This is a genomic window from Arthrobacter sp. lap29, from assembly GCF_032458965.1.
GTDB classification, from domain to species: domain Bacteria; phylum Actinomycetota; class Actinomycetes; order Actinomycetales; family Micrococcaceae; genus Specibacter; species Specibacter psychrochitiniphilus.
This window is the reverse complement of sequence record NZ_JAUCEK010000012.1, coordinates 37,034-49,327: the sequence shown is the minus strand read 5'-3', so window position 1 is coordinate 49,327 and position 12,294 is coordinate 37,034. Positions and strand designations below refer to the sequence as shown.

Below are 12,294 nucleotides of genomic sequence, written 5' to 3'. Positions count from 1 at the left end.
CAGCGCAGGAGCATTTCCATGGACGCCACACCCGAAACCTTGGCTGCCGCCATCACCATCGACGGCGAGAGAGCCTCACGCGTGGCCATGTCCGGCACCGCCGTGGAACTGCTGCAAAAACTGTGGCTGAAGCACGGCCCCTTGATGTTCCATCAATCCGGTGGCTGCTGCGATGGCTCCTCCCCCATGTGTTACCCGGCAGGTGAGTTCATCACGGCTGAGGCTGACATTTTACTGGGACTCTTTGAGGTGCCCGGCTGTGGGCCACTTGAATTTTGGATGTCCAAGGAACAATTCAACTACTGGTCACACACTCATCTGAGCATTGATGTGGTGGCCGGGCGTGGCAGCGGCTTCTCCGTGGAAGCCCCTGAAGGCAAACGATTCTTGATTCGCTCCCGCCTCGTGGACGGTTTCCGTCCCGCCAGCTGAACGGGCGACGGCGGCTGAACGGGCGACGCCGGCTGAACGGGCGACGGCGGCGGCTACTTCCGCCGGTTCCGGCGTTGCCGGCTCTTTTGCACAATGACTGCTACTACTGCCACCATGATGGCTCCTGCCATGGCGATTTCCATCTACGCCCCCTGTTTCCTTGTTGTGAAGCCTCGCGGCACCTGGATCCCTGCGGTGTCCATCCCCCAGCTTAGGTGAGTTGCTCCGGCGCTGTGGTTCCCCTCCGTGAACACTTCCATACTCGGGAGCGGGTTGGGCAGGTTTTAGGGCAGGGCGGGATCGTCAATGATGCCCTGGACAAGGGCGCCATATTGCTGGATGAGCAATTCCTCGGCCATTTCATCCGGGTGCAGGAGCCCCAAGACCCGGATTCCGGCCCCCAACCCCATGACAATGCAGACCACTAATTGGGACTTATAGCGGGTGGGTGAGGTATCCCCGATCCGCTGCGCAATCCAGCGGACATACCGTTCACGTAAATCGCGCTGACCGGCCTCATGATCCGGGGCGTCCTGGACTAAGAGAGCCACCATGGCCCAAGGCTCGGACTCTTCAGTCTGGCGCCGCAACAAGATCCGCCGCACCAGGGAAAAACCCAACGGCTCCTCTAGACCTGACTGCAAATCTGAACTCGGCACCTGGGGGGCGGCCGCCGCATAGAGTTTGGCCTTGCTCCCCATCACTTTCATCACCATGGCAGGGGAATATCCTGCGAGCGCCGCAACATCTTTAACCGTGACGGCGGAGTAGCCCCGTTGGCCGAAGAGCTTTCTGGCAGCTTCGATGATGGCCTCGCGTGTACTGGGACGGCCCATCAGGGACGCACCGAGGCATTTCCTGACAGTAAGGCGGGCGGCTTACCGGCGGCCGGCAGGCACAAATCAATAGTTGCTGAGCGTGCTGTGAGCAGCACGGACAGTGACGTGCTGGTCTGCACTTGGGGATCCAGTCCGGTCAGAATATAGCGGCCAACCGGTGGCAGCGGAACCTCGTAGAGGCCTTCATCGTTACTGAACGTGGACATCACAAACTCCCCTGTGGTCTTAGTCAATGTCACCATGGCACCTGCCAGTGGCACAGCACCATCGCTCACCCTACCGGAGAGCATCAGCCGGTGCGCTAAGTGAATGTCATGCCAGCTGGTCGGATCGGCAAACTCCAAAACCTGCGAACTCGGAGTCCAGCCATCGGCGCTGGAAACCAGCAGATAGCGGCCGGAATCGGGCAGGATCAAGGAATAGCGCCCTTCATTGTCCGCACGGCTCCAATCCGCAGGTTCCCCGTTAGTGTGCAGCGCATTGACCACGGCCTGCTTGATCGGCCTCAAATGCGGGCCGGTGACGGTGCCGTTGACAAGAATTTCGTTCTCAGTGGCGGGCTCAGTGACGCGCTCGGTGACGGGTTTACTACTGACGGCCCTGGGATCCGGCGCGTATATCCCGCTCACGGTACCCGGTGTCATTCCCGGGGCGGTCTGGACACGCGGAATGAACACGGCCACGGCAATGGAGAGCAAGGCGGCGATGGCCGCATACCAGAACACTGTCTTGAAGGCGTCCTCGGTGGGCAGCGCCAAGGGGCCCACATGAACCACCGCTGAGGTCAACACAACACCGACGACGGCGGACATGGTGGAAGTACCCACGGCGCGCAGTAGGGAGTTCAAACCGTTGGCGGACGCTGTCTCGGTGATGGGTACCGAGCGCATGATCAAGGTTGGCATCGCGGCGTAGGCAATGGCCGTTCCCATGCTGACGAACGTGGCGCCCAGAACCACCATCCACACTTCCCCTGTGAGGAACACCCGTGCCACATAGGAAACTGCCAGCACCAGGCCACCCACTATGAGGGTGATTTTGGCTCCGTAGCGTTTGGTGATGAGCGCGGAGATGGGTGCCAGGGCCACCATGGCAAGCCCGGAGGGCACCATGCACAGGCCTGCAATAACAATGCTGAGCCCAAAACCATAGCCGCCAACATTGGGCAGTTGGAGTTGCTGGGTAGTGCTGAGCATGTTCGCATACATGGAGAAGCCCACCAGGATGGAGGCGATGTTGGTCAGCAGGACTGGTTTCCGTGCGGAGGTGCGCAAATCCACCATGGGCTGGCCGACCTTGAGCTCATACGGGAACCAGAAGGCGAGGAGGACGGCCGTTCCCAAGAACAGCAGAATCACCGGCTCGCTGCTCCATCCCCAATGCCCACCCTTGGAGATGGCGAGCAGCAATGATGTCAGTGCGGCCGTGAGCAAGAGAGCACCGACGGCGTCGAACTTTCCTTTGGTGCGTAGGGAAGATTCCGGCACCACCATGATGACGGCGATGATCAGCAATACGCCCACCACGGCAGAAACCCAGAAAATTGCCTGCCAGCCAAAGGATTGGTAGATCAGCCCGGCCAGCGGCAGGCCCAACGCACTACCAATACCCAAGGTAGCGCTCATCAACGCCACCGCGGAGGCCACCTTTTCGCGTGGGAGCTCATCACGCATGATGCTGATGCCTACGGGGATCAAGGAAGCGGCGAGCCCTTGGAACGCGCGGCCCACCAACAGTGTGAGCAGGCTACCGCCCGCGGCTGCAATGACAGAGCCAATCACCATGGTGATCATGGCGATCACCATCATGCGGCGCTTGCCGTACATATCCGCCAGACGGGAAATGATGGGCGTGGCAATGGCGCTTGTCAGCAACGTGATGGTGACCAGCCAGGAGGTGTTTTCCGGGGAGGTGTTCAAGATTCGAGGGAAGTCCGGCAGCAGCGGCACCACCATGGTCTGCTGCAGCGCCACCACGGTACCCGCCAGGCACAAGATGGTGATGACAAGGGAGGTGCGCTTTGGCTTGGCGGTTCCCTGGTTCCCTTGAGGGACTCGCAATTGCACTGGCAGGTACTGCCTCTTGCGTTGAAAATGAATATGGTGAACGCTCGTTCACTCCTTTAGTGAATCACCGTTCACCACCTCACGTCAAGATCTTTCTGCCCCAAAAGTTAGCAAAGAGAGGAACCCCACTTAGGCTGGGAGCATGACATTGCAGCTGATCCTCGCCTCCGCTTCTGCCGCCCGCACCAAACTACTCACCGACGCCGGCATTACCCACACCGTCCAGGTTTCTGACACCGATGAGGATGCGTTGACTGCCGCCGCCGGCCCCATCACCCCCGCGGAGACCGCACTCCTACTGGCCCGGGCCAAGGCCGAATCCGTCGCTGCCACCGCCCCGTCCGGGTCACTGGTGATTGGCTGCGATTCCGTCTTTGAGCTCGACGGCGTCCCGTACGGCAAACCCTGGGAGCCGGCCATTGCCAAGGAGCGCTGGCAGTTGATGCGCGGGCGCTCGGGAGTTCTCCACACCGGGCATTGGCTCATTTCTTTAGGCAATACAGCCACGGACTGCGCCGAAACTCCCGTTGGGTACGGAGAGCTCACCAGCGCTGCGGTCACCTTTGAAGACGTCTCCGATGCTGAAATTGACGCCTATGTAGCCACTGGCGAGCCCTTGCACGTTGCGGGCGCGTTCACCATCGATGGCCTGGCAGGCGCGTTCATCACCAGCGTGGAGGGCGATCCCCACACGGTGGTGGGGCTGTCAATTTCAACGCTGCGCCGCCTGTTGGCCAAACATGGAGTAGCCATTACGGATTTCTGGGGCAGCTAGGTCCGCGCCCGCAGGCCCCATGAGCCTAAGAAACCACTTGACGGGGCGGAAAGTACTTTCGTATAGTTGGGCTAGAAGCAAGGCTCACGTATATGAAAGGGACGGTCATGTCAGCCCAGAACAGCTCCCCCTCCGCCGAGGAAGCCCGCGAACTTCTCGCCCGGGCCGAAGGAATTGGCACCACCGCCACGAATGCTGCAGGCTGGCCCGCCGCCATGGTCTTCAACTCCCTGGCAATTCTTGGCTCCATGCTCATGATTGGCCTGCACATCGTGGCCCACACCGGCTATGGCGCACCTTTACTTGCTGTGACAGTGGGCATCTGGGCTGCCATCAACGCCACCATCTGGCCACTCATGCAGCGCACCACAAAAACAGGCTTTAGCAAACGGTTCCTGACATCCATGTTCGGATACATGGGCCTCTACGTCATCGCACTGCTGGTGGGTGCCTTCGTCTTCCCGCACGGCAGCCTCGCCTACTACATTCCGGCCGCCGCCGCCTTAGCCGTACTTGGCCTGGCCGCCGCATTCAGGGAGCTGCGGGCATGAACGGGTCACCGGCACAAAAGGCAGGTGGCCAGAAGGCAAGTAAGCAGGAAGCGGGAAGCGTGCCAGCACATGAAGAAGCCCCACTTCATCCCCGCCATGAGCTCAGCGAGGTCCTACACCAGCCTGTCAGGTTTTCCATTGCCGCGTCCCTGTCCAGGACAGAGAGCTTGGACTTCAAGGACCTACGCAACACCATCCAAGTTAGCGATTCGGTCCTGAGCAAGCAGCTCTCCGCATTGGAGAAGGCCGGATTTGTGGAGATCAAGAAGGCGTTCGTGGGCAAGTTTCCACGCACATCAGTGAAACTCACAGCAGCAGGAACGCAGGCGTGGGAACACCACCTGGCTACGCTGCGCCTTATTGCCGGAGAGTAACCAAGGCAATAATTGTAGGAATCCCACAAAAGAAGTCGCGCCCACACGCATAAAGGGCATGATGTGTGAGGAAAATCCACATATGCACGCTAGGCTCTCTTGAGAATAGAAGGAGTCCGTCAGTGAGCATTTCACCATCTGCCCCGGCAAAAAAGCTGAGCAAAGTACTGATCGCCAATCGCGGCGAAATTGCCGTCCGCATCATCCGGGCGGCCCGCGATGAAGGCATCGCTTCCGTTGCCGTCTACGCCGAACCGGACAGGGAAGCACTGCACGTGCGGATGGCTGACGAGGCGTTTGCCCTGGGCGGCACCACCGCAGCGGACTCCTACCTGGTGATGGAGAAGATCATCGACGCCGCACGCCGCTCGGGAGCCGACTCCGTGCACCCCGGTTACGGCTTCCTGGCCGAAAATGCCGAGTTCGCCCAGCTGGTCATTGACGCAGGCATGACTTGGATTGGCCCCTCCCCCGAGGCCATCGCTGCCCTGGGAGATAAGGTCCAGGCCCGCCACATCGCCGAAAAAGTGGGCGCCCCGCTGGTTCCTGGCACCAAGAACCCGGTGCAATCCACCCAGGAAGTTCTGGACTTCGCCGACGAATTTGGCCTTCCCCTGGCCATCAAAGCAGCCTTTGGCGGTGGCGGCCGAGGTATCAAAGTGGTCCGCACCCGTGAGGAAATACCCGAACTGTACGAATCAGCCGTCCGCGAGGCTGTGGCAGCCTTTGGACGTGGCGAGTGCTTTGTAGAACGCTTCATGGACTCCCCGCGCCACGTGGAAACCCAATGTCTGGCAGATGCTGCAGGCAATGTGGTGGTAATTTCAACACGCGATTGCTCACTGCAGCGCCGCAACCAGAAGCTTGTTGAAGAAGCCCCGGCACCGTTCCTCACCGAGGAGCAGAACAAGCGCCTCTACGAATCCTCCAAGGCCATCTTGAAGGAAGCCAAGTACCTAGGCGCCGGCACCTGCGAGTTCCTGGTTGCCACCGACGGCACCATCTCCTTCCTGGAGGTCAACACGCGCCTGCAGGTGGAGCACACTGTCTCCGAAGAGGTCACCGGCATTGACCTGGTCCGTGAACAGTTCCGCCTGGCTTGCGGTGAGCTACTCGGCTACGGGGACCCCGAAATCCGTGGCCACTCCATCGAATTCCGCATCAACGGCGAGGACCCGGGCCGGGGCTTCATGCCCGCACCGGGCACCGTCACCACCATGGAATTGCCTACCGGCCCCGGCGTCCGCGTCGATTCCGGGATCACCGCCGGAGAGGTCATTGGTGGGAACTTCGATTCGATGCTCGCCAAGCTCATCGTCACCGGCGCCACCCGAGAACAAGCCCTGCAACGCTCCAGCCGCGCGCTGGCGGAAATGCAGATCGGCGGTCTGCCCACGGTGCTGCCCTTCCACCGCGCCGTGGTGGTGGACCCGGCGTTCGCCCCCACCGACGGCTCCGCGTTCACCACGCACACCCGTTGGATCGAGACCGAGTTCAACAACACCATCCCGGCCTTTGACTTAGTAGGTGCCGCCGGTTCCGCGGACGGCTCCGGCACGCGCCAAAGCGTCACCGTTGAGGTGGGTGGCAAACGCCTTGAGGTGACGCTGCCTGCCTCGTTCCAGGTGGCCAATGGAACAAGTAACGGCGGAAAGAAGACAAAGAAAGCCGGACGCAACCGCACCTCCGGCCCGGCGGCTGCCAACGGCAACGCTCTGACCTCCCCCATGCAGGGAACCATTGTGAAGGTGGCCGTGGCCGACGGCGATGTGGTGGCCGAGGGCGATCTGATCGTGGTTCTGGAGGCCATGAAGATGGAGCAGCCCCTCACAGCTCACCGCGCCGGAACCGTCACGGGCCTCAGCGCAGCAGCAGGAGACACAGTCTCGGCCGGTGCAGTGCTGGCAACCATCGAGGACTAGTCCCCACCCACACACAGCCAACAGCTCAAACGCGCAAAAGGCCTCGGCGGGCTTGACCAGCACTGGTCAGCCCCGTCGAGGCCTTTTTGTCTGTGAGCTTGCGCTAGTGAACTAGCCGGTAGCCCACGCCTCGAACCGTCTTGATCCACCGGGGTTCCCTGGGGTTGTCACCTAATTTTCGGCGCAAATTTGCTACATGAACCTCAATGGTGCGCTCGTCAGCATCGCTGATGTAAGTTCCCGCATCGTATTCTTCACCGCGGAGCCAGCGGACCAGATCCGATTTAGTGCGTACCGCCCGCCCACTGTCCACAATGGCGCGGAGCAGATCAAACTCGGTGCGTGTCAGCTCAAGTTCCGTCCCGTCCACTTCCGCCGTACGGTCCCTACTATTGAGCACCAGTCCGTTCACAGAGAGAGCGGCCGTGGATACTGGGGCGGTTTCCATCGCGTTCACCGGTAGCACAGCGCTCACAGGCTGCGCTGCGTTGACAGGTGCAGGCTGTGATTGCGGCATTTTCATTTGAGCCAGCACCGGGACATTCTCTACGGCGGCAGCGGCCACCGGCGCCTCGCCTGCGGAGCGCGGGCGTCGCATCATGGCACTAATTCTGGCCCGTAGTTCACGGGGCCTAAACGGTTTTGTCAGGTAATCATCGGCGCCGGTTTCCAAGCCCATCAACGTGTCCATTTCATCGGCACGCCCCGTGAGCATGATGATGTAAGCATCGCTGAAGAGGCGGATTCGCCGGGCTACTTCAAACCCGTCAATGTCTGGTAAGCCCAGATCCAGCGTCACAATTGCAGGCTTCTTATCCCGAACCAGCCGCACACCATCAGCTCCGTTGCTGGCTGCATGAACCTCAAAACCTGACTGACCCAGAATGACGCTGATCAGTTCCCGAATGTCCTGGTCATCTTCTACAATTACAGCCACACGTGGACTGTCCATTTTTCCCCTACCACATCACTTTGAGAACTAGAACATGACGCCACAGATGGCGTCCTGCGAGCCCACAGACCCGTTTATACATCAAGTATGACATCATCTTAAGCTGTGACACTTTGGTTCTTCCCGTTCCGGACAGCAATTGCATGAGAGCGCCGCCACATTGGTCCGGAGCAACTCTCACCTCTACACGGGAAGTGATAAAAAAATTTAGCGGAAGTAATTGTGCCTGACACCCACCCGAATCAGCTCCTTGGCAATCTCTTCTACCGGCGAACCCTGCGTGGGCGGATGATCTTTGCCCAGCTCCCGTTCTTTCTCACGGTAGCCTTGGCCGGCATTTTGATTGCCGCTCTATACCCGGGCCTCTGGGGCAACCCACGTCTGCTGATCGGCTTGACTATCAACGCTCTCCTGGCGGTAGCTTGTTTCGTAGTCCCGTGGGATAAACTGCATCCGTCCTCCATTGTGGTAATTCCCTACCTCGATTTCATCGTGGTGGCATTCTTCCGTGAAGGCAGCCAGACACTGCTTTCGTCGGCCGGTCTACTAGGACTCTTTCCAGTTTTTTGGCTATGCGCTTCTGGAATTGCCCCTAAAACCGCCGTAGTTTCCAGTACTGTAGCAAGCTTGTCAATTGTCTGGGTTTCGGTCTTCATCTCCGGAAATGTCACTGCTGTGGCCTTGGCTAAACCGCTGCTTTTCCCCCTCATAATTTTGCTCTTCGCCATCACTGTGGTTGTCATAACCTCCAACATGGAGCACCAGCGCAACACCCTTCTGATCAGGGACAAGCAACTCCGGGAAGCACTGGCGCAGAGCCAGCACCGCGAGCGTCTTATGGAGACTGTGGTGGACACGGTGGGCGTGGGCGTACTGGTGGTGGATGCTGACGGCAATGATCAGCTGATGAACGCAGCGCAACGGCACATCCACTCCTTGGGCAGCCCTGTGGACAATGCCGATCCTAATGAGAGTGAGCTTCTGCTCTTTAGCCCGGACCGAGAGCCGCTGGCGCCAGAATCACGCCCTGTGCGCCGTGCCATCAATGGAGAAACGTTCACCAACTTCCAGATCTGGATCGGCACTGGTGAAGAGGCCCGGGCACTGTCCACCACGGCGCGCATGATCCGCCACGGCGATGGAGCCAGCGAAGGTTCCGTTATTGCTTTCCACGATGTCACTGACATGGTCAAGGCGATGAACGCCAAGAATGACTTCGTGGCCAATATTTCCCATGAATTCCGCACTCCGCTGACGGCCATCCAATCATACATTTCCTTAGTTCTTGAAGAACCGGACATGGACCCACAGGATGTAGCCCGCTTCTTGGGCATTGCCGAAAGAAATGCTGACCGTCTTAGCGGACTGGTGGCAGATTTGCTCACCAACTCAGCGATCACTGTGGAGCGCGCACCGGCCAACGTGGCCCAGCTGCTCTCAGATTGCCTTGCCTCTGCTGCACCATCCGCCGCGGCCAATAATGTGCTCTTGGAGCAGCAATGCCAGGAACCGCTGGTGGCATTTCTCGACGGCGTACGGATCAGTCAGGTGCTAGATAACTTGGTCTCGAACGCCATCAAGTATTCACCCCATGGTGGCACCCTTACGGTGAAGGTGTGGACGTATGGCACTGACTTGCACTGCGAGGTCAGTGATCAGGGCTTGGGTATGAGCGAATCGGAGCAAGCGAGCCTGTTCCAAAAGTTCTACCGCGCAGGCACCGCTGTGGAACGTGGCATCCCCGGGATAGGCCTGGGTTTGACGATCTCTAAGACCATCATTGAAACGCATGGCGGCACCTTGTCCGTTCTGAGTCACCTAGGAAAAGGGACCACCATGAAGATTGTCATCCCTGCGTGCGTGCTGGGCGCACACTTCGTGAGCGTTTAGCACTCACCAAACGCTGAAATTGTATTGCCCGTACTGCACCGTCTTATAGACAGGGTCTCCAGCTTGGCTGCCATTCATGGGCAGGATTCGCAGGGAGTACTGACCAAAGAAGGCGGCGTTGGAGACACTAGTTCCGGCCTGGTTATAGGACCGCGGAGGGAAAATCAGTGTTGCTCCAAGGTTCGAGGTAGTAAATTCCGTACCGTACTTGGGAGTAGAGCCGGAGAGCACAAGAGTCACCACATAGCTGGTAGCTTCACTGGGTGTCCAGCTGAGTTTCAGAACATTGTCATTGGGCCGGGAGGCTGGGGGCTCCGATCTGAGAACCAAAGCGCCCAAAGGCGGCTGAATGTTGGCGGCACCGTAGTCGCAACCAAAATTGTTTTTCCCGAAGTAGCGCATGGTTCTATAGCTCGGATCCCCCACAGCCCCCGTTGCGGTATTGACCGGCTGGATACGCAGCAAGTAGTTGCCGTAGGAGGAGTTGGTGTTTCCCAGTGTAAAAATAGCGTTTTTGGCCGTGACAGTTTGGGTCTGTAGGAAAACTGTCTGAGAAGTCTGGGACTTCAGCGTCACCATATAGCTGATATTGCTGGTTCGTTTCCCTTCCCAGCTAACATCCACACGTCCCGAACTTCCGGAGCTCTCACAACTCATGGTGCCGGCATCAACCATTGCCGGCAATGTCCTGATGGCAGGGTTGACCACAATGGTCCCGGTGCCATCATCTACCGCTGGCGGCTGGCTGGGTGCGGAGGGCAAAGCCGAGGGCGTGGGAGAGACTGAAGGAACGGCCGACGGCGTGGGAGACGGAGCGGGCGCCGCACCAGCGGTGATGTCAATGGTGGCCGTGGCGCTTTGGTTCCAGTTTGCTACCGCAATGCCGCCCGCTCCCAGACCCAGAGTCAGGACAAAGGCAACGCCGGCAACCCTCATTCCGGGCAGCTTAGACACGCGCCGGTTCTTCTCATCCGGACCACTGGCTTGGCCAGGAACATCTAGCTGATGGGGGTTCATTGAGTTCTTCTTTTCCTTCTTTGCCTTCTCAGTGAAATCACCACGTACGTACCTGCACTAAGGATTACCAGCCACGGCCAAGGGCTGCGGCTGGTAGTGACAACATTACTTTGTCCCCATTGCGCTAGCTCCCACAGGGGCCCCAGGTCCGCTTCCTCCTGAATGAAAAGTTGAGTGGCACCCGCGGCGGCGCTAGCGCTGTCCCCGGGGCGTCCGCTGACCGGGACCCTGCCTATGGAAGCCCCGGCGCCGAGGGCTTCCTCTTGCGTTGCGCAGGCAGATACAGCTTGTCCCCCGCCCGGCTCCTGCAAAAGGAAAATGGCATCAAGGAGGCTCTCTTGGTGACGGGTGGAATTCGGCGCGTTGATGTTCAACGCCAGGCTGAGCTCAATACGCAGGGATTCACCACTGGCAATTTTCCAGCCTTCAATTATGGTGGTGCAGGCTCCGGATCTGGCAGGAACAGCTGCGCTGGAGATCCAACGGGGCGAACGTGCCTCGAGTTGCAAATAGCTGGCTATGGCAGAATCTTTTCCCGAGCCCGTATTAGCTACCGCGAGAGCAAAATTGTTGGCCTGGCTGCTGGTATTGCGAACCCAAATAACACCGGTTCGTGATTCGCCAGGGACATAGCCTCTGTGCGGTTCAAGCACTGTGAGGGACTTTTCCGTCCTGTAATGGATGCCGTCACCGCTAAGCTCCAGCAGTGGCTCAGGCCTATTAGCAACCTGAGCAGGTGCAGTCAGTGCTGGAGCGGCCTGAGCTGGTGCAGCTACGGACAAAGCAACCATCACCACCACGGCGGTTGTCCGAATCCCGCGCCGCACCAGCAAGCCGGTGAAGACGCGCGTCTTGGCTCCCGTCACTGGCTGTGCCTGGGGTTACGCCCGGACCGCTTCTTTTCGAGAGCCCCGCGAACCATGCTCAGCGCCCCGAAACCAATGAATGCTGCAGCGAGAATGGGGATAATGCTGTCCCGTTCTTGGCCCACACTGTTGGCGATGAAACCCACCACCGGAATGGCGTAGAACAGCTTGCCCTTGACCTGAACTCCCAGGACTGGGTTGGGGTCCGGAAGAGAATTGTTATCGCCTTGGGTTCGAACCTCGCGTTCACCGGACTGGCTAGCTCCAATGGAGATGATGCGGTGTGAGATGACCCCGGGCTTGCCTGATTCAATCTGGTAGGTGATAACATCACCTACCCGCAACGCCTCAAACGGCGTGGGCTTGACTACCAGAAAGGTTCCGGGAGCATATTTCGGGGCCATGGAACTGGTCAGCACTGAGTAGGTCTGTGATCCTGTGGCCAGGGGAATGACAATCATTGCTAGGGCGGCCATGGCCACGGTCAGCAGCAGCACGTAGCTCAGTGCCTGGCCCAGGAGGGGTAGCACGCCGCGACGGCCTTGTTCTGCGGCAGCCGCGTCATTACGGGGCGCAAGATCAATGGCAGAGTGGCTGATGACAGACATGG

General features: G+C 59.3%; 12 protein-coding genes. 6 read left to right on the top strand and 6 right to left on the bottom strand.

Going from position 1 to position 12,294, the window contains the following annotated elements:
* Nucleotides 1-18 precede the first annotated feature (18 nt).
* Nucleotides 19-432 (top strand): DUF779 domain-containing protein, encoded by a 414-nt coding sequence (locus RY113_RS17000; protein ID WP_110104537.1) that lies wholly within the window; start codon nt 19-21, stop codon nt 430-432.
* 284 nt (nt 433-716) lie between these two features.
* On the opposite strand, the gene RY113_RS16995 is transcribed toward RY113_RS17000, so the two are convergent.
* Both RY113_RS16995 and RY113_RS16990 read right to left on the bottom strand, forming a co-directional pair.
* Nucleotides 717-1,268, bottom strand: coding sequence for a TetR family transcriptional regulator (locus RY113_RS16995; RefSeq protein ID WP_315915570.1), 552 nt, complete (start codon nt 1,266-1,268; stop codon nt 717-719).
* Nucleotides 1,268-3,337, bottom strand: a complete 2,070-nt coding sequence (locus RY113_RS16990; protein WP_315915569.1) for an MFS transporter — start codon at nt 3,335-3,337, stop codon at nt 1,268-1,270. The genes RY113_RS16995 and RY113_RS16990 overlap by 1 nt, the downstream gene beginning before the upstream one ends.
* Before the next feature lie 142 nt (nt 3,338-3,479).
* On the opposite strand from RY113_RS16990, the gene RY113_RS16985 reads away from it, so the two are divergent.
* From RY113_RS16985 to RY113_RS16970, 4 genes are all read left to right on the top strand, one after another.
* Nucleotides 3,480-4,112 carry a nucleoside triphosphate pyrophosphatase gene (locus RY113_RS16985; RefSeq protein WP_110104539.1) on the top strand — a complete coding sequence of 211 codons (633 nt, stop codon included), beginning with the start codon at nt 3,480-3,482 and terminating at the stop codon, nt 4,110-4,112.
* A 107-nt stretch (nt 4,113-4,219) separates the two neighbouring features.
* Entirely contained in the window at nt 4,220-4,663 is a 444-nt protein-coding gene (locus tag RY113_RS16980) for a hypothetical protein (RefSeq protein ID WP_315915568.1), read from the top strand.
* Entirely contained in the window at nt 4,660-5,037 is a 378-nt protein-coding gene (locus RY113_RS16975) for a transcriptional regulator (protein WP_315915566.1), read from the top strand. Before RY113_RS16980 ends, RY113_RS16975 begins: the two co-directional genes overlap by 4 nt.
* Before the next feature lie 122 nt (nt 5,038-5,159).
* Nucleotides 5,160-6,959, top strand: coding sequence for a biotin carboxylase N-terminal domain-containing protein (locus RY113_RS16970; protein ID WP_315915564.1), 1,800 nt, complete (start codon nt 5,160-5,162; stop codon nt 6,957-6,959).
* Nucleotides 6,960-7,062: 103 nt separating this feature from the next.
* Here the strand turns inward: RY113_RS16970 and RY113_RS16965 are convergent, their stop codons facing one another.
* Nucleotides 7,063-7,911 (bottom strand): response regulator transcription factor, encoded by an 849-nt coding sequence (locus RY113_RS16965; protein ID WP_110104543.1) that lies wholly within the window; start codon nt 7,909-7,911, stop codon nt 7,063-7,065.
* Nucleotides 7,912-8,133: 222 nt separating this feature from the next.
* Here RY113_RS16965 and RY113_RS16960 point away from each other — a divergent pair, with 222 nt between their 5' ends.
* Nucleotides 8,134-9,801, top strand: a complete 1,668-nt coding sequence (locus RY113_RS16960; protein ID WP_315915562.1) for an ATP-binding protein — start codon at nt 8,134-8,136, stop codon at nt 9,799-9,801.
* 3 nt (nt 9,802-9,804) lie between these two features.
* Here the strand turns inward: RY113_RS16960 and RY113_RS16955 are convergent, their stop codons facing one another.
* From RY113_RS16955 to RY113_RS16945, 3 genes are read right to left on the bottom strand one after another with little or no spacing between them, the layout of a single operon-like run.
* Complete coding sequence (locus tag RY113_RS16955; RefSeq protein ID WP_315915561.1) at nt 9,805-10,818, bottom strand: hypothetical protein; 1,014 nt, start codon at nt 10,816-10,818, stop codon at nt 9,805-9,807.
* A complete protein-coding gene (locus RY113_RS16950; RefSeq protein ID WP_315915560.1) occupies nt 10,815-11,684 on the bottom strand; it encodes a hypothetical protein in 870 nt (289 codons plus the stop codon). The genes RY113_RS16955 and RY113_RS16950 overlap by 4 nt, the downstream gene beginning before the upstream one ends.
* A complete protein-coding gene (locus RY113_RS16945; protein ID WP_315915559.1) occupies nt 11,681-12,292 on the bottom strand; it encodes a signal peptidase I in 612 nt (203 codons plus the stop codon). Before RY113_RS16945 ends, RY113_RS16950 begins: the two co-directional genes overlap by 4 nt.
* Nucleotides 12,293-12,294: the final 2 nt, after the last annotated feature.